11 protein-coding genes are annotated in these 17,334 nt (G+C 72.3%); 3 read left to right on the top strand and 8 right to left on the bottom strand.

Going from position 1 to position 17,334, the window contains the following annotated elements; genetic code table 11:
* Positions 1 to 2: 2 nt before the first annotated feature.
* Together ACLLJJ_RS04475 and ACLLJJ_RS04480 are read right to left on the bottom strand one after the other, a co-directional pair.
* Positions 3 to 443, bottom strand: a complete 441-nt coding sequence (locus ACLLJJ_RS04475; RefSeq protein WP_283521651.1) for a roadblock/LC7 domain-containing protein — start codon at positions 441 to 443, stop codon at positions 3 to 5.
* Positions 440 to 3,178 (bottom strand): nitrate- and nitrite sensing domain-containing protein, encoded by a 2,739-nt coding sequence (locus ACLLJJ_RS04480; RefSeq protein WP_434587947.1) that lies wholly within the window; start codon positions 3,176 to 3,178, stop codon positions 440 to 442. Before ACLLJJ_RS04480 ends, ACLLJJ_RS04475 begins: the two co-directional genes overlap by 4 nt.
* Before the next feature lie 435 nt (positions 3,179 to 3,613).
* Between ACLLJJ_RS04480 and ACLLJJ_RS04485 the strand changes: the two genes are divergently transcribed.
* The gene (locus ACLLJJ_RS04485) at positions 3,614 to 4,126 is read left to right on the top strand and encodes a hypothetical protein (RefSeq protein WP_434587948.1); all 513 of its coding nucleotides are present in this window, start codon (positions 3,614 to 3,616) and stop codon (positions 4,124 to 4,126) included.
* A 252-nt stretch (positions 4,127 to 4,378) separates the two neighbouring features.
* Here the strand turns inward: ACLLJJ_RS04485 and ACLLJJ_RS04490 are convergent, their stop codons facing one another.
* The 6 genes from ACLLJJ_RS04490 to ACLLJJ_RS04515 all read right to left on the bottom strand — a co-directional run bounded on the left by ACLLJJ_RS04490 (position 4,379) and on the right by ACLLJJ_RS04515 (position 15,251).
* Positions 4,379 to 9,247 (bottom strand): hypothetical protein, encoded by a 4,869-nt coding sequence (locus ACLLJJ_RS04490; RefSeq protein WP_434587949.1) that lies wholly within the window; start codon positions 9,245 to 9,247, stop codon positions 4,379 to 4,381.
* 115 nt (positions 9,248 to 9,362) lie between these two features.
* Positions 9,363 to 10,313, bottom strand: a complete 951-nt coding sequence (locus tag ACLLJJ_RS04495) for a hypothetical protein (RefSeq protein WP_434587950.1) — start codon at positions 10,311 to 10,313, stop codon at positions 9,363 to 9,365.
* Positions 10,314 to 10,533: 220 nt separating this feature from the next.
* Positions 10,534 to 12,060 (bottom strand): hypothetical protein, encoded by a 1,527-nt coding sequence (locus ACLLJJ_RS04500; RefSeq protein ID WP_434587951.1) that lies wholly within the window; start codon positions 12,058 to 12,060, stop codon positions 10,534 to 10,536.
* A 138-nt stretch (positions 12,061 to 12,198) separates the two neighbouring features.
* The gene (locus ACLLJJ_RS04505) at positions 12,199 to 12,924 is read right to left on the bottom strand and encodes a GntR family transcriptional regulator (RefSeq protein ID WP_434587952.1); all 726 of its coding nucleotides are present in this window, start codon (positions 12,922 to 12,924) and stop codon (positions 12,199 to 12,201) included.
* 257 nt (positions 12,925 to 13,181) lie between these two features.
* On the bottom strand, positions 13,182 to 14,600 hold the full coding sequence (locus tag ACLLJJ_RS04510; protein ID WP_434587953.1) for a HEAT repeat domain-containing protein: 1,419 nt from the start codon (positions 14,598 to 14,600) through the stop codon (positions 13,182 to 13,184).
* A gap of 258 nt (positions 14,601 to 14,858) precedes the next feature.
* Positions 14,859 to 15,251 carry an ankyrin repeat domain-containing protein gene (locus ACLLJJ_RS04515; RefSeq protein ID WP_434587954.1) on the bottom strand — a complete coding sequence of 131 codons (393 nt, stop codon included), beginning with the start codon at positions 15,249 to 15,251 and terminating at the stop codon, positions 14,859 to 14,861.
* A 252-nt stretch (positions 15,252 to 15,503) separates the two neighbouring features.
* Here ACLLJJ_RS04515 and ACLLJJ_RS04520 point away from each other — a divergent pair, with 252 nt between their 5' ends.
* The gene (locus ACLLJJ_RS04520) at positions 15,504 to 15,698 is read left to right on the top strand and encodes a hypothetical protein (protein WP_018534760.1); all 195 of its coding nucleotides are present in this window, start codon (positions 15,504 to 15,506) and stop codon (positions 15,696 to 15,698) included.
* A gap of 37 nt (positions 15,699 to 15,735) precedes the next feature.
* Positions 15,736 to 17,334, top strand: a complete 1,599-nt coding sequence (locus ACLLJJ_RS04525) for a hypothetical protein (RefSeq protein ID WP_434587955.1) — start codon at positions 15,736 to 15,738, stop codon at positions 17,332 to 17,334.

The following is a 17,334-nucleotide window of genomic DNA, read 5'->3' on the forward strand; positions in this document are numbered from 1 at the left end:
ACTCACCCTCCGGCGGGCAGACCGGAGCGGGGCGCGGTCATCAGGTGCACGCCGACCCGCTTGACCATCAACGTCATCTCGTACGCGACCTGGCCGACGTCGGAGTCGGCGTCCGACAGCACGGCGAGACAGCTGCCGTCGCCCGCCGCGGTGACGAAAAGGAAGGCCTCGTCGAGCTCCACGACGGTCTGTCGCACGCGGCCCGCCTCGAAGTGCCGACCGACCCCCTTGGCGAGGCTGTGGAAGCCGGAAGCGACGGCGGCGAGGTGTTCGCCGTCCTCGCGCGTCAGATCCTTCGACGCGCCGGTGGGCAGGCCGTCGCTGGAGAGCACCAGCGCCTTACGGATACTGCCGACGCGCTCGACCAATTCGTCGAGGAGCCAGTTGAGCTCCCCGGAACCCCTGCCTGTGGCGTTGTGTGCTGCGGCGTTCGGTGCGGTCATCGACCGTTCCCCTCTGGTGTGGTTCCTGGTGCTGTGTCGCCCGGTGCTGCGCCGTGCCCGCCCGTCGCGCCGCTCTCCTCGGGCTCGTCGTTCTCGCGACGGCCGCGCTGCCAGCCGCGCTGGAGCGAGGCCATACGGCTGCGCACCTCGTCGGCGTCGCGCTCGGTGTCCTGCTCGGTGACGGGCGCGTCGGTGGCGGATCCGGTGCGGCCGGCGGTGTCGGTGTCCTTCAGCTGCGGGGCGAGGCTGGCCTGGCGGACGCGTCGGGGCAGTCCGTCCAGCGGCGGCAGGCCCGGGGGCTCGTCCGCGGCGGCCTGCTCCCGTGCGGGTGGGGTGGAGAAGGTACGGTCCGTACGCTCGGCCGGAGGTCGCCTGCGGCCGCCGACGAGACGGCCGTTGTCGGACACCAGGGTCGGTGGCTTCGGCGGGTGCTGCGCGGCCGGCGGAACGGGACTCGACGTCTTGCGGCGGGGCAGCGGGACCGCGGCGCCCGGGTGGGCGCGCTCGCCGCTCTCGGGGAACGGCTCGGAGGCCTGCTGGTGCTGCTCGCCGAGGGTGTCCCGGCCGCGGTCCCGGGGGCGCTCACGGGGCCGGAAAATGCCGCCGCGCTCGCTCTCCGTGTCCTCGATGTCGGCGAGAGCTCCGAGCGTTGCCTCTTCGAGGCCCAGGACGCCGAGCGGGGGTTCGAGCTCCACCGGTCCGTCGAGGACCGCCTGGGCCGCGAGTTCCGCGGGGACACGGGCGAGGGTCGTGACGGGCTGGCGACGGCCGCCGTCCCCAATGCCCGGGCTGTCGGCGGCGTGCTTGCGGTCGAGCCGGAAGCCGGTGCCGTTGGTCTCCGGGGCATCAGTGAGCAGTGCGGCGGGAATGAAGACGATCGCGGTGGTTCCGCCGTACGGGGACGGCTGGAGCGAGACCCGGACGTTCTGCCGCTGGGCGAGCCGGCTGACCACGAAGAGACCGAGCCGGTCGGTGTCCGACAGCTCGAACTCGGGGGTCTCGGCGAGCCGCAGATTGGCGTCGAGCAGGGCTTCGGGAGTCATGCCCAGGCCGCGGTCGTGGATCTCCAGCGTGAAGCCGTTGGCGACGCGCTCACCGTGCACCTGGACAGCGGTGTGCGGCGGCGAGAACACCGTGGCGTTCTCTAGGAGTTCGGCGATCAGGTGGGTGAGGTCGGCGACCGCGGGACCGCCGACGCCGATGCGCGGCAGCCTGCGTACCTCGATGCGCTCGTAGTCCTCGACCTCGGCGACGGCGGCGCGTACGACGTCCATGAGCTGTACGGGCTTGCGCCACTGCCGGGACGCTGTCGCGCCGGACAGGATGACCAGGCCTTCCGCGTGGCGGCGCATGCGGGTGGTGAGGTGGTCGAGGCGGAAGAGGTCCGCGAGCTCGTCGGTGTCCTCGGTGCGGCGCTCCATGGTGTCGAGGAGCGTGAGCTGGCGGTGCAGCAGAACCTGGTTGCGACGGGCCAGGTTGACGAAGACCTCGGAGACGCCCCGGCGCATGTCGGCCTGTTTGACGGCCGATTCGACGGCTGCGCGCTGGAGGGTGTTGAGGGCCTGGCCGACCTGGCCGACCTCGTCCCTCTCGTACTCCAGGCGCGGGGCCTCGGTCTCCACGTCGACCTCCTCGCCGGCGGCGAGTCTGCGCATCACGCTCGGCAGGCGGACGCCGGACGCCTCGTGCGCCTCCTTGCGGAGCCGGGAGAGGTCACGGGCGAGACTGCGGCCGATCCGTACGGACAGGACGAGCGAGATGAGCAGGGCGAGGAAGCCCAGCACACCGGCCAGGCCCGCCTGGATGAGGACTCCGAAGGCGACCGGGTCGACCCGGTCCTGGTAGCGGTCGCTCGCGGCCTGGGCCTCGGTGGCCAGGTGGTCGAGGACGCCGGTCGCGGCTTCGTTCCAGCTCTTGAAGCTGACGGCCTTCGGCTCCTTGCCCGCGCCCGATGCGATGAGACGTTCCTCGGCGTTGCGCAGGGGCTCGGTGTCCGGGCTGCGCCAGTACCGCTCGAAGATGCCACGCTCGTCGTAGGGCAGATTCTCCAGGTTGACCGTGTAGAGCAGCTTGCGGTTGGCGACCAGGCCCGAGACCTCGCGCAGCTCGGGCGCGGTGAACTGGCGGGCGACCAGGGCCGAGGCGACCAGCGCGTCCTGGCGGGACAGCATCTCGCGGGCCTGGGTGACGCCGACCAGTGCGCGGCCCTGCTTGTCCATCTCCACGTCCTCAAGGGCGTGGAGGGTCATCAGGAAGGCGTAGCAGGGGTCGACCAGTTGATTGAAGCGGTCGAGGGCCTGCCGCCGCGTGACGGTGCTGTCCTCGACGGAACTGCGCAGCGCGTCCAGGCCTTCGAAGGCCTCCAGGAGCGAGCCGAGTCGCCGCTCGGTCTGGGAGCGCATCTCGTCGCGCACATTGGGCTGCCCGGCCCGCTCCTTGATCTTCGCCACGGACGCGTCGGTCAGAGCGCGTTCACGGCGGAGAGCGGCAAGGGCGTCGGAAGCCCGGGGGTCCGCCAAATAGATCAGCGTCTGTCGGCGTTCCTGCTGGATGACCCTGACCGTGTCCTCGATGGGGTAGCCCACCTGCTCGACGATGTAGGCGACGTCAAGAAGCTGGTCGGCCTCGCGCCCGGTGATCACGGTGGCGAATCCCCACAGTGAGGTGAGGGAGACGAGCGGCACCAGCAGCAACGCCACGATCTTCCTGCGGATGGACTTCCCGCGAAAGCGCATGGCCTCCCCCAGCTCAACCCCCGTCGAGCGGGGGTAAATGTTCCGTCAACAAACGGCGTGAGCCTACTACTGTCACTCCGGCAACTCGAAGGCCTGTCCGGTCGATTTTCAGCCGTACCGTGGCTGATTGATCATGACTTGCACTGGGTTTCCGTAGTTGAGCGCCCGGCTGGGGTACAGGAGGCCTGAAGAGACGCCTCGTTCCCCACCGGGGCAGATGGCTGAAATTCTCATCTCGGCGGGAATCTTCGAGGCCGGTCATTCGTCCTGTTGTACGGGGGAACGGGAATGATGGCGACGCACCTATCACATTGGGCCCGGTGGATCGGCATATAAGGGCGTAAGACGGGCAGCCGTTCGTGAAGGCGGTTGTCCCGCAACCGGGTTGAGCAGCACGCCAGGTCGTGGGGCCAGGTGGTGGGGAGTGAAGGTTTGATGGACACGGAAGAGCACCGCAGGACGTTCGCGGCACCCGTGAAGGCTCCGGGCGCGACGGCTGACGCGAGTGCGAGGGCGGCCCCGCGTGGGGCGGAATCGGCGGAGGAGGCCGGGGCGCCAAGGCAGTTGTGGGTGGAGGAGCCCGCCATACGGCCGCGGATGGCCGACCCCGTTCGTACGGCCGCCGTGCGCGCCGTCGTCATCATGTCGCTGACGATGATCCAGGCAATGGTCGCGTTCCTGTGCACGCTCGCGGGCTCCTGGCTCGCCTTTCCGATGGTCCTCAGCAGCGTCGCCAGCACGGTGGTCGCGACCTGGGGCGTGCTGGACGTGTGGGTGACCCGCCAGGTGTGGAACCAGCGGCACGGCGTGGTGTCCGTGCCGAGCAGCACGGCGCGCCAACTGCGCCGCGAGCGACGGCGAGTGCGCCGGGCCGCCCGCCGGTCGACACGCATACGGGAACGCGAGCCGCAGGGACAGCCAGGGACGGGCCGACTCTCCCAGGCCTGAGCCCCGCCGCTCGTTCCTTCGACCGCCCCCTGTGCTTCTCGCGTGACGCCTCTCGCGTGGCGCCTCTCGTGTGCGCTCGCGCCCACGCTCGTGGTCGCGGTCGCTCGGGGCACCTAGCGGGCACGGACACCGGCCGAGGTCACCCGGCAGTCGTGACGATGCCCGTGTCCGTAGAGGCCAACCGGCAGGCACGACCGCGCCCGTGTCCGCCGACGTTACTCAGCTGGCGCGGCCGTGCCCGCTCCGCAGAGGTCACTCGGCGGGCATGGGCGTGCGCTTGAACATCCGTGTCGCCGTGATCTCGCCGTGCACTGTCTCGGCTTCCGGGTCCTGCTGCGGGAGGCCGGGGCGCAGGTGCTCCTCGACGCTGATGTACTTCAGCCCAGCCCTGAGGTCTGCGTCGTTCCGAAGCCGGATGACCAGCGGGAACTCGGCGAGCGCGGTCGTGTCGAACAGGCCCGTCGTGTAGAGCAGCTGAACGCCGAGCGCGTCCGAGACCGCGCGCTGGAGCTCCAGCAGATACGTGGCGTTGGCCCGGCCGATGGGGTTGTCGAGGAACAGCGTGCCGGCGTGCCGGTGCTTGTCGCGGCCCCGGTCGTTGCTGCGCAGCGCGGCCATCGTGCAGTACAGCGCGATGGCGGCGGTCAGCAGCTGGCCACCGGAGAACACGTCTCCCATCTGCCCGACCGGCACCCGCTCGGCGCGCAGCACTGCGTCCGGCTTGAGGATCTCCACGGAGATGCCCTTGGGCTCCAGGGCCGCCTGAACACCCCGCAGGAGCAAGGACATTCCGTCCCTGCGCAGATCCGAGTTCCTCTTGACGGCGGAGCGGGTGGCTTCGTCGATGACCTCGCCGAGCCGCTCCACCAGCGTCGCTTGATCCGGCTCCTCGAAGCGGATCCGCAGGAACTCCTGGCCGGACCACTCCCCGAGACCTTCGGGCAGCTGCGAGAGCCGCTGCGCCGATCGGAGCGTCGTCAGCGCCGACTCCACGAGACCGCGGAGCCGGTCGACGATGCTGCCGCGGTTGCGCTCCAGTTGCTCGAGCTCGTCGGTCAGCACGCGCAGCCGGGGCGCGAAGGCCGCCGCCCAGGCCGCGGCGTGCTCGGGCAGTGCGGCGGCGGGCAGTTCGCGGATCTGCTGGCGCGCGGGGGTGCCTACCTGCTCGTACCGCGTGGAGTTGGCATGCCGTACGAGTACGTCGCTCGTCTCGCGCACCGCGGCGTCGGCGGCGGACAGGTCGGCGGCGCAGCCGCGCAGTGAGCGGCGGGAATCGGCGGCGGACTGCCGCGCCTCCTCCAGGCTGCCCGGGTACGGCTCGGGGGCATCGGCTCCTTCGGCGGCCTCCGCCGCCTCGGCGGACCGCTGCTGGTCCCTGAGGAGGTCACGCAGTATCGCCGCGGTCTCCTCGAAGCCGCCTGCGGCGTCCTCCGCCGTGCGGTGCGCCCGGAGCAGCTCGGCGTGGGCCTCGCGGGCCGATTCCAGGGCGTCGGAGCAGGTGGCGAGCTCCCCGGTGGCGGTGCGCAGCAGGGCTTGTGCCTGCTCGGCGTCGGCAGGCACCAGCTCGTCGGGCAGCTCGGTGTGCGCCGGGGCGTCCTGCGGTGCGAGGCGCTCGGCCTCGCCGCGCAGTCGGCCGAGCTGCTCGCTGGCGGCGGAGGCCCTGGACTCCAGCATCTGCACGAGGGACTCGGCGCGGGCCGCGGCGGCCTGGCGGGACGGACCGTCGGCCCCGTCGGTGCCCTCCAGCATCAGGGCGGCCTTGGTGCGGACCTTGTTGGTGAGCCGGTTGAGCTCGGTGAGGGCGGTGCTCTCGTCGCTCTCGGCCCTGGCCTGTTCGGCCCGCAGGTCCGCGCCCACGCCGACCTTCTCGTAGAGCTGTGAGGCGGCGCGGTAGGCCTCGCGCAGGGCGGGCAGCGCGGTGCGCGGTGCGCTCTCATCGGGCTCGGGAAGGGTCTCGGGCGCGCCGGCGATCTCGGCCCGCTCGGCCCGCAGGGTGCGGGCCGTCCGGTGGGCGTCGTCGGCGGTGCGCTGGGCGGCGCGGCGGTCCTCGTCGGCGGCCCTCGCACGCTCCAGACAGACCGTGGCCCTGGCCTCCGACTCTGCGGCCTCCTCGGTCAGTTCACGCAGCTTGAGCTGCCAGCCGGCGCGCTCGCGCAGCCGGTGCGCGAGGCCCGCGAGGGCGTCGGCGACGCGGCGGGCACGCTGGGTGGAGTCCTGCCGGTCGTCCCGGACGTGGGCTGCGTCCGCCGCGGCCTCGTCGGCCTCCGCACGGGCCGTACGGGCCTCGGCGAGCGCGGCTTCGGCGGTTTCGGCCGCGGCGCTCGCGACACCGGCCGTCTCCGCGAGCTCGTCGAGCCTCCCCGGCGGGCAGTCGGCGCGCCAGGAGCCGAGGCGGGCCGCGAGGGCACGGTCGCCCGTGAGCCTGGAGGCGAGCTTGCGGATCTCTTCGTCGCGGGCGGCGGCGCGGGCTCTGAGTGCCTGGCGCTCCTCGTCCGCGGCGTGTTCGTCGTGCATGGCCGGGTTCGGCGGTACGAGGAAGACGTCACCGCGGTCGGATCCGTCGGCTCCGGGTGCGGGCACCGGGGCCAGCAGGGCGGCGGCGGTGCCGACGGCAACGGCCGAGCGGGGCAGCAGTGCGGCGCCGGCGAGCGCCTCGCGGGCCCGTACGTGTGCGTCGGGGTCGGTGATGACCACGCCGTCGACCAACTCTGGGCGCGCCGTGAGCACGGCGGAGTGGTCTCCCGGATCGACGGCCTGCGCGAGGTAGCGCCAACCCGGCAGGGCGGGGATGCCGTGCTCGCCGAGGAACTCGACGGTGGCGAGGACATCGGGGCCGGGGGGCAGCAGACCGCCGTCGCCGAGAGCGCCGAGAATCCGTGCGTCGTCGGCGGCTGCCGTACGCATGCCGAAGAGCTGGCGTTCGGCGGAGGTGACGCCCTGGTCGAGCAGGTGGAGCAGGTCTTCGGCATTGCGGTCGAGCTCCGCGACGGTGAGCGGGCCCTCCGCCGTGGGGCGCGGGGTACGGGGGTGGTAGGCGCCCTCGGAGGCTCCCGACTCGCGGGAGGCGTCGCTCCGCCCGGCGTAGGCGTCGCCCGCCTCGTCCGTCGCGGCTGCGGCCGGGGTGTCGCCGCTCGCGGAGACCGTCCCGCCGTCCCGGTCGTCGGGCCCGGACGCGGCGTCCGCGGACGCAGACCCGTCCGCGCCCTGCGCGTCCGGGTAACCGGCCTGTGCCGCGCTTCGACGGGGCTGCGGTACGCCCCCGGCCGCCGACGGGGCGGACGGCAGGCTCAGCAACTCTGCCAGGCGGTCGTGCGCGGCGATCGATTCCGCCGCGCGGTACTCGGCCTGGTACGCGTGCTCCGCGCCCTGCGCGGCGTCCGACGCTCGTGCTGCCGCCAAATCGGCACGGCTCTCCGTGGCGGTGGCCTCCTTCGCCCGGTCGCCCGTCGTACGAGCGGCATCCCGCGCGGTTTCCCAGGCGGCGACCGCCAGTTTCTCCGCGTCGACGGCGGCGAGCGCCGCGCGCGCCGGGTCGGCGTCGGGGGCGGTGTCGTCGAGCCACCCGGCCCGCACCGCCTCCGCCGTCTCCTGCTCGACCTCGCCGAGGCGCTGCCGCAGATGCCCGGCCTCGCTGCGCGCCCGCTGCGCCTGGGTCGCGGCAGTGGTCGCATCGCGGTGCGCCGCCTCGCCGGTCTCCTGGAGCGTCGCGGAGCGCTCTTCCTCCTCGGCCGCCACGCGCTCGCCGTCCTCCGCCGCCGTGTGCAGCGCCCGTACGAGCTCGCCGGCCGCGGTGCCGCGGGCGGCCAGCGCCGGTGCGGCGTCCCGCTCCGCCTCGCGGATCGCGACGGTCACCCGCGCGGCCCGGTCGGCGGCGGCGCGGTGGCGCAGGACGACCTCGGCCGCCTGCCAGGCGGCGTGCAGCGTACGGGCGTCGGCCAGCTCACGGCGCTGGCCGCCCGCCGCCTTCTCGGCGGCGGTCAGGGCCAATGAGGCGTGCCGGTAGGCGAGCTCGGCGGCGATCAGCGAGCTGCGGCTGCGGACCTGCTCGGCCTCGGTGACCTTGTGCGCGGTGGCGGTGACCTGCTGCGCGAGCTCGCCGGTGCGGCCACGCTCCTCGGCGGCGCGCACCGTGAGCCTGCGGGAGAGCGTGCGGGTCCTGCGCTCGGCGCCCGCGTGGATGTCGCGGGAGCGCAGTCGGGTGTCGGCCGCGTCGACGATGCGACCGAGCAGGTCGGCGGAGCCCGCCGTGAACTCCCGCTCCGCGATCAGTTCGGCCCGTCGCCCCAGCTTGTTGCCGAAGCCGTGGACGAGGTCGGCGAGGCCGTCCGTATCCCGGGTATCGGTGACGGCCCGCAGCAGCAGGTCGGTGAAGTCGGAGTCCTTCTTGACCGCGAAGAGGCCGGCCGCCTCGCCCTCGTCGGAGTTCATCTCCCGCTGGTAGCGGAACAGTTCGGGGTCGAGGCCGACGTCACCGAGGTGCTCGTTCCACCGGTCGTGGATCTCCTCCCAGTGGATGTCGAGGTGCGGATACGCCTTGCCCGCGTCCGTGATCGCGTCACGGAAGCCCTTCATGGTGCGGCGGCGGCCCTGCGCGCCGGACACGCCTTCGCCGTACGGGCGGACGGCGGTGGACTCGGCGACCGGCAGCGAGTCGAGGCTGAGCCCGGGGCCGGGCCGGAAGGAGTACCAGGCCTCCGCGAACTTCCGTGGGTCGTTGGAGACCTGCCGCCCCCGCCATTCGCTGACCTTGCCCACGACCACGCACTCGCCGGTGAGCGTGTGCTGCCACTCCAGGGCGACGTGGCCGCAGTCGTCGGCGAGCAGGAACTTGCGCAGCACGCCGGAGCTGGCGCCGCCGAGCGTATTGCGGTGACCCGGCAGCATCACCGAGAAGATCAGCTTGAGAAGGACGGACTTGCCGCCGCCGTTCTCCAGGAAGAGCACACCGGCGGGCGCCGGGCGGCGCGGTGGGCCGACCGGCTCGTCCTCGAAGAACTCCGCCTGCGTGGGGGCGGGGTTGGGCACGGGCTTGCCGACTCCACGCAGGTCAAGCACGGTGTCGGCGTAGCGCGCACCGGCGGGGCCGATGGAGTAGAGGCGGACCCGGGACAGCTCGTACATGGCGGCGGACTCTCGTCGTAAGTCGTGAAGCGGCAGGGGCCACGCGTGGTCGGGTGTGAGTCGGTTGAGGCTCAGTCGTGGGCCAGGCGTGGGTCACTTGTGGGTCGGGCTGCGGTCAGTTGTGGAAGGGCAGGCCCGCGTCGGCGGTCAGTTCCAGGTCGTCGGCGTCGGAAGGCGGCAGTAGTGTCGCGCTGCCGTCGGTCACCGGCACCACACCCAGCTCGAGCAACTCGGCCATGGCGGCGCTGCCCGCCATGTCGCGGACCTGCAACTGGTAGCGGGCGGTGGTGCGGTACGCCCCTCCCGCGTCGTCACCGGTGCGCTGCAGGAAGCCGGAGTCGGTGAGGAAGGCGACGGCCTTGCCGATGATGCCGGTGGTGGAACCGGCCAGCCGCCGCGCGTCCTTGGTGGCGCCGGTCGCGCTGCGGCGTGCGTATATCCGCCAGGCCGCTTCGAGGCCGGGGGTTTCGGTGGCCGGGTCGGTGTTCTCGCCGTGCTCCTCGGCCTGCTCCTCCAGCCGTCGGCAGGCCTGGCGGACGAAGGCATCGACACCGTTGACCGTGATGCGGCCGATGTAACCGTCGTCGGCCAGGTCCTCGGGGCGGGGGAAGGCCAGGGCGGCGACGGCCAGGTGGGCGAGGCCGTGCAGGAACCGGTCGGCCGATTCGGCGGAGGCGCGCCGGGCGTAGTCCCCCATGCGCACGGCGAAGACGGAGTCCTCGCCGGCCGATACGGCCATGCCCGCGCGCGTGGAGACTTCGAGGACGATGAGCCCGAGCCCGGTCGCGACGGCATCGGCGAGCCGGGCGAAGGCGGACTCCTCGCGGTACCGGCGAAGGAGGTCGGCGTACTCGGCGTCACGTGCGGGCAGCAGCTTGGGCTGCAGGCCGAAGGACACGAGCCGCGCGGCGTCGGCGGCGTCGGCGGGGGTGACCGCGCCGCTTCCGGCGGGCGTGGGCCCGAACGTGGGTACGTCGGCCGGGTCGACTGCCGTGGCTCCCTCGGCGGCGGCCTCGGATCCTCGCTCGCTCCACGCGCCGGCGTGCTCTGCGTGGTGGTCGCTCACGACTGCTGCTCCTTGCTGCGGAAGGTCTGGGGTGCCGGACGGTGACGGGCCTGCGGTCGGTCCGCGGGCGGGCGACGCCCGGATCCGGGGCCCGCTCCCGCGCCGGCCGAAATCATCGGCGCACCGGGTGAATCGCGCGAAACCGTATGGTCCGAAGCCGGGGTGCTCGAAACCGTCCCGGGCGGAGCCGGGCTGCTCGGAGTGCCGGCAACCGAAGCCGTCATGCCGCCTCCTTGCGGTCGGCGGTCATGGCGACCGAGTCCAGCAGGGCCGTGCCCACGATCAGGTCGGCGCCACCGAACTCCGGATCGTCGAGCTCGGTCCCGTCGTCGACGGAGAACAGCAGCCGCTTCTCACCCTGCCGGTAGGCGGTACCGACCGGCGGGCTCGCCGCGTGGACCGCGAGGAGCGCGACGAGGTACGGGAGGTCGGGATCGCGGAGCCGGGCGTCGGCCAGCAGGCCCGACAGCCTGCGCGGTGCGTCGTGCGGAAGGTCGAGCAGCTCCATGGCGCTCGCGAGCTGCTCCTCGCTGAACCGGCTGTCGTCGGGGGTGGCGATCAGCTCGGGCTCGGGCATCTCGGCACCCAGGTGCTCCCGCTCCACCGTCGGCGTCAGCAGTATGTCGACCAGGTCTCCGACCCGGACCGCAACGGGGGTGCGCAGCCCGGTGCCCGCGGTGAAGAACGCGTCGGTGATTCGGATCGCCTGCTCGACGGGGAGCGGCAGCAGTGGGGCGAGCAGCTGCCCGTACAGGTCGAGGCCGACCCGCGCGGTGGGCGTGGCGAAGGCCTGCCGGTCCTGCTCGGCACGGAACAGGGGCCCGGCCTCCAGGAGCCGCGACTGCAGCTGCGTGTGCCGGCGGATGCAGTCCTTGACGATGTCGACGAGCTCGGCCGCGCGGCGCTTGTGCTCGGGGTCCTCGGCCTCGTCACGGGCCTTGCGGATGTTGGTCAGGATGGCGTTCTCGTGGCGGTACCGGTCGGCGATGTGGTCGAGCGCCTCGGCGATCATGTCCGGTACGGCGTTGAGCCAGTCCACGGCGCGCACGTTGCGCCGGGTCGCCTCCAGGGTCCTGCGGAGCGTCTCGGCGTACTGCACGGTGCGGTAGCGGGCCTGCTCCGCGGCGAGTTGGGCGTCGGCCAGCCTGCCCCGGCTGATCAGCACTTCGAGCTTCACCTCGGCGGCGATCTGGGCACTGGTGACGTCGGTGTCGAGGGCGCCCACCAGGACGTTGACCGCTTCGTCGGTGGTCCGCAGGTAGACGCTGCCGCCGTAGCCCGGGACCTCCTCGATGAGCTTGAAGTCGTAGTCCCTGCGCACATAGGCACCGTCGGGGCCGAAGGTGCCGTAGACCGCGCGGAAGCCGCGGTCCACGCTTCCGACGTTGATCAGGTTCTCCAGGACCCAGCGCGCGACGCGCTCGTGCTCGGCGAGCGGGCGCCCGGGGGACTGGGCGGCGACGCGGGGCAGCAGTCTGGCCACTATCTGCTCGTGGTCCGCGCCCGTGTCGAAGTCCATGTTGAGCGTCACGAGGTCGATCGCGGCGAGCGCGACCTCCGCCATCGCGTACACCGAGTACTCACCGGCGAGGTTCGCCTTGCGTACGTCGAGATCGTGCAGCGGCGCCGTGCAGGCGAGCGCGCGGAGCCGCCGCGCGAGCCCCTCGTCGGCGGCCGGGCCCAGTGCGGGCCGCGGCCCCGCGCTGAGCTGGGGCGGAACGAATTCCGTCGATGCAGGCGAAGTCACGTGGCACAGATTAGGTCCTCACACTGACAACGGTCGAAACGGCGCAGAAGCGACCCCTCGCACAGGACCCGGACAAGGCTTCCCGGCCACCCGGCCCACCACGGTGTCCGCGCGCCAACAGACAGGCCGGCCTGCCTGTCAGCCGCTGTGCCCGTTGCTCTGTCCGTCCGCCTCGATGCGCCGTGCGTACACCTCTACGAGCTGATTGCGCGAGTCGTCGAAGTACACGTCGAGCAGGTGTTCCCCGGCCGCCTTGTCCCCGGTCCGGAGCACTTCCACGATCTGCCGGTTCCGTACGAGATAGGACTCGTGCAGCAGACGCGGATCGGCCACCAGGTGGAAGGCGAGGCGCAGTTCGGCCAGGACGCTGCGCATCAGTTCGTCGGTGCGCGGGCTGCCGGCGAGCGCGACGAGTTCGTGGTGGAAGTGGATATTGGCCGTGGCCACGCCCTTCCACTCCTTCTTCCGAGCGGCCCGCTCGCCGTCCGTGACGGCCGCGTCGAGCCCGTCCAGGGCGAACGGCGGCTCCCCCAGCCCCCGCACGACCGCGCACTCGATCAGCCGTCGAATGCGGTAGATGTCCTCGACGTCCTCGACGGCGAGAACCCTGACGAAGACCCCGCGGTTGAGCTCGTGAACCAGCAGCCGCTCGTGGGTCAGCAGTCGAAAGGCCTCGCGGAGCGTGTTGCGCGAGACCCCCAGGGCGCCGCCGATGCTGTCCTCGGACAGCCGGGTGCCCGGCTGGAAGAAGCCCTCCGCGATACGGCTGCGCAGGATGTCGGCGACCCGCTCGGCCGTGCTGGTGCGCCCCAGCAGTGGGCGGTCGTCCGCCAGTGCGCCTACTTCGACCCCACTCGAACCCACGCGGTGTCCCACCTGTTCTGTTCCCCGGCCGCCCCCGGGGTGTCCCCGGTTTCACAGAAATGCTCTTGAAGTGAATCGCAGATACCGGAACGAGACAACACAACTCTTGGAGGATCGTTCAACGACATCGCACCCGGCGGGTGGCCTGTGCGAAGGACGTACGGATTTTTGCGGGATGTCCGGACCGTCGAGCGGTGTCCGAACACCGTTGAGAGGTGCGCGACAGGGCTTCGGGCCCCCGTGCCCGTCGCGTCCGCTCAGAGAGCCGGCGCGTCGGGCCCGATCCTGCTGCGTACCGCGGTCTGCACCTCGGCCTCCTCGGCCGGGTCGGCGGCGAGCCGCCGCAGTCTGTCCGCCACGCGCGCGTCGGCGGTCTCGGCGTGCAGCGCCGCGACTTCCCTGGTGGTCTCCTCGCAGTCCCACAGGCACTCGACGGCGAAGCCGGTGGCGTACGAGGGGTCGGTGGCGGCCAGGGCGCGGGCGGCGCGGCCTCGCAGGTGCGAGGAGGTGGTCTCCCGGTAGACGTGGCGCAGCACGGGAGCGGCCGAGCCGATGCCGAGCCGGCCCGCCCCGTCGACGAGGGTCCACAGGAGCGGCGCGTCGGGCCCGTCCGACCGCACGGTCTCCCGCAGCGCACCGAGCACCAGCGGGGCGTCCTGCGCCCCGCCGCGGCACGCGAGCACGCCCGCCGCCGATGCCCCCAGGACGTCCGGGCGGTGGACCCACCCGCGGGCCCGGTCCACCGCGGCGGCGCCGCACATCCGCTCGAAAGAGGCGACGGCGGCGTCCGCGACCGTGCGCGAGGGGCTCTGCGCGGCCGCTTCGATCAGGTCGAGGACCGCGGGATCCTGTGACTCGGCGAGATAGTGCAGCGCCGTACTGCGCGCCCCGTCCTCACCACTGAGCGCCGCCGTGACGATCGCGGCCCGGTCGGCGGGGCCTGCCACGGCGGTCAGGCACCTGGCGGCCGGCACATGCAGGGGTGTGCCGCGGTCGAGGCCCTGCTGGGCCCAGTCGAAGACGGCCTGGACGCTCCAGCCGGGCCGGGGCCCGGTCGGCCGCATCTGCCGCTGCCAGCGGTCGAAGGAGCCCTGCTCGCCGGCCGCCCGCACCCGGGCACCGACCGCTTCGCGCGGGTCCTGCGCCCACAGTCGCCAGGGCCTGGGCTCGAAGGCGTCCCGGACCGCGGTGGCCAGTTCGGTCTCGCCCTGCGGGGTGCCGGGGAACCTGGCGAGGACGGGGACGGCGAGTTGGCGCAGTCCCGCGTCGTTGTCGCGCAGCGCGAGCTCGTCGAGGGCCCAGGCCCAGTTGGAGCCGGTCCTGGCGTACTGCCGCAGCAGCGCCAGGGCGTCCTCCCTGCCGTACGAGGCGAGGTGGCCGAGCACGGCGAGCGCCAGTCCGGTCCTGGACTCGTCGGCGTCGACGAGATCCGCGGTGTCGAAGAGGTGCTCCTCGATCTCTTCGAGTCCGCCGTCGAGGTCCACGTACAGACGCGCGTAGTAGAGGGAGCGGTTCTCGACCTGCCAGTCGTGGCGGGGGTCGTCGAGTACGCAGTGGTTGAGGGCGGCGAGCGCTTCGGGGCGGGGGGCGGCGAGCGCGTGCAGCGTCCCGTCGCCACGGCCCCTCTGCAGGAGGCCGAGCAGCGTGCCGCTCGGCGCTATGACTGGATCGAACATGGAAAATGCCTCACATCGAGCTGTCGACGCAACCGGGAAACGTGCCGTGCCTAGGCCGCGCGACAACATGTTCGGCAGTACGCCGTCATCTCTTGCCTGGTGTAGACCATCTTCCTCTGCCCTTCGTCGCTGGGGCCCGGTGCGGGCCCTCTCACATCCCCCGTGATTCGGCATCTTCTGCCCGTACCCCGCGCATGTGATTCCGACGTCATGATGACCCACCCATTTCGCCACCGCGACCACATTTACGGCGTCCGGTCACTGGGCCCGGAACAGCTCCAACAGGTCCTTCTTGTCGAACATGCGCGCAGTGTCCACCGCGGACGGCGTTCCGACGGCCGGGTCGGCGCCGCCGGCGAGGAGCGCGCGGATCACCGCGTCCTCCCCCTTGAAGACCGCGCCGGCGAGCGGCGTCTGACCGCGGTCGTTGGCCCGGTCCGCGTCGGCGCCCCGGGCGAGCAGCGCCTCGACCGCCGGAGCGTGACCGTGGTACGCGGCCAGCATCACCAGGGAGTCGCCCCGGTCGTTGGTGAGATTCGGGGGCACGCCCGCGTCGACGTACGCGGCGAGCGCCTCGGTCTCGCCCCGGCGGGCCAGGTCGAAGATCTTGGTAGCCAGCTCGACCACCTCGGGCTCCGGGGTTTCGCTCATCGGACGGACCGCCTTCCACTGCCGTGACCTGTACGTACGGCAGCAGCGCCGTACGAGTGAATCGTCAGGGTACTGCCCGCCGGACGACATGACCCGACCCGGCAGTGGCAAAGATCACCGCAGGCAGACCCCCTCCGCCACTCAAGTGAAAAAGCCCAGAAATAGCCCATTTGCACCTTTTGCCGTATAGATACATGCTGTGAGCCTGGAAGAACTCATGGTGACTGTCCCCCTCAACCAGGAGATCCCCTCATGATCCTGTCCATCTCAGGCGTCGTGCTGCTCGGAATCATCGTCTTCCTCTTCTTCCGGAAAGACGGACTCAAGGCATCCCACGCCCTCGTCTGCGCACTCTTCGGCTTCTACCTCGCGGGCACCGCCATCGCCCCGAGCATCAAGGCCGGGGGCGCGAGCCTCGCCAGCCTCTTGGGCGGGATCAAGTTCTGACCTGCCGTTCCCGCTTCCACACCATCAGGAGACCGAAGTGGTCCGGCGTCCACTCCCCCGCATTCTGAGCAGCGGCAGTGCCTCGATCGTCCGCAGCCGCGAGATCGCGCGCACCGCAGCCGACAGCGCCACCGACGTTCTCCATCCGCTGATCACGATCACCCGTGGCCTGCGACAGCTGGCCGCGGCAGGCCGGCTGAAGTGGGTCGGCACGCCCAAGGAGCGGCGCGGTCCCGCGCTGTTCCTGGTGGCGGCCATCGTCCTGGTGGTCGCGCTCATCCCGTACGGGCCGCTGCTCGCCCTGATCACGGTGATGGCCGCGGCCGCCTGGAAGGGCCGGGACCGCACTCCGGTGCACACCGGTCCCGATCCGGCCGAGGTCCAGCGGCTCCAGACCCTCTACGAGGCTCTGGTGCCGTACTTCTCGGTGCCCGAGGACCCCAGTCCGCTGTTCACCCACGGCGGCGACTGGGCCACGGCGTTCGGCGACCACGCCTTCGACGACGACGGCAGGCTCGTCCGGCTCGCGCTGCGCTACCCCGCGTACTTCACCGACGGCGAGCCCCTGTCCCGGGCCCGGATCGAACAGCTGCTGCACGCGAAGTCGGGGCGCGGCCGTGAGTACCACTTCGCCTGGGACGAGGAGGGCAACCAGTTGGTCATGACGGTGCTCGACGCGCTTCCCACCACTGTCGCGGCCCAGCGGTTCGTCACGTCCCCCGGCGAGACCGTGCTGGGCTTCACCGACGCCGACGCGGTCCGGCGGACCATGCCGGTCACCGAGGGCGCGGAGTCCCGTGACGCTCCCCCGGTCGTCTGGCGGACGGGGGCGCGCTCGACCGAGCCGCACCTGCTCGCAGTCGGGCAGCCGGGCAGCGGCACGACCAGCCTGCTGCGCTGCATCGCACTGCAGGCCCTCCAGTACGGCGACGTACTGATCATCGAGGGCAGCGGCACCGGCGAGTACGCCTGCCTGACCGGGCGCACGGGCGTACTGGCCGTCGAGTGCGGCCTTACCGGGGCGCTGGCCAGCCTGGAGTGGGCGGCGCACGAGACCGAGCGGCGGCTCATCTCCGCCAACCGGGCCCGCCAGGCCGGCCACCCCGCGCCCGAGGACACCAAGCGTCCGTTGTGGATCCTGCTCGACCGGCCGAGCGTCTTCGGTCATCTGGCGGCGGCCGACGGACGCACCGATCCGCAGCAGCTCCTCCAGGTGCCGCTGCGGCACGGCAGGGCGGCGAACGTGACGGTGGTCGTGGCGGAGCAGTTCGACGCCCTGGACGACCTCAGCGAGCCGGTGCGCTCGCACACCCGGGCGCGGGCCGTGCTCGGACCCGCCGCCCCGGAGCTGCTGGAGGAGGTGCTGGGCGAGCCGCCGCACACGACGCCGACCCGGGACAACCCGCCGGGCCGCGGCTACGCGCGACTGGGCACCGGGCCGGTCCTGCGGCTCCAGGTCCCGGCCACGCCCGACCCGTACGACGACGCGACGAGCGAGGCGCACCGGCAGGCCGTGCTCGACCTGCTCCCGGAGCGCCAGGTGGCGCCGGAGGCGCAGCCCGAGCCCCAGACGCAGCCCGAGGTGCAGCCCCAGGCGCAGGCCCCGGAGGCGACCCCGGTGCCGGCGGAGGGCTGA

It is taken from the genome of Streptomyces sp. A5-4 (genome assembly GCF_051131715.1).
GTDB lineage: Bacteria > Actinomycetota > Actinomycetes > Streptomycetales > Streptomycetaceae > Streptomyces.

What these genes read in the sequence shown, in the direction of transcription:
- ACLLJJ_RS04480 (WP_434587947.1), bottom strand. Translation starts at nt 3,178, where the DNA reads ATGCGCTTTCGCGGGAAGTCCATCCGCAGGAAGATCGTGGCGTTGCTG.
- ACLLJJ_RS04475 (WP_283521651.1), bottom strand. Translation starts at nt 443, where the DNA reads ATGACCGCACCGAACGCCGCAGCACACAACGCCACAGGCAGGGGTTCC.
- ACLLJJ_RS04485 (WP_434587948.1), top strand. Translation starts at nt 3,614, where the DNA reads ATGGACACGGAAGAGCACCGCAGGACGTTCGCGGCACCCGTGAAGGCT.
- ACLLJJ_RS04510 (WP_434587953.1), bottom strand. Translation starts at nt 14,600, where the DNA reads ATGTTCGATCCAGTCATAGCGCCGAGCGGCACGCTGCTCGGCCTCCTG.
- ACLLJJ_RS04490 (WP_434587949.1), bottom strand. Translation starts at nt 9,247, where the DNA reads ATGTACGAGCTGTCCCGGGTCCGCCTCTACTCCATCGGCCCCGCCGGT.
- ACLLJJ_RS04520 (WP_018534760.1), top strand. Translation starts at nt 15,504, where the DNA reads ATGATCCTGTCCATCTCAGGCGTCGTGCTGCTCGGAATCATCGTCTTC.
- ACLLJJ_RS04515 (WP_434587954.1), bottom strand. Translation starts at nt 15,251, where the DNA reads ATGAGCGAAACCCCGGAGCCCGAGGTGGTCGAGCTGGCTACCAAGATC.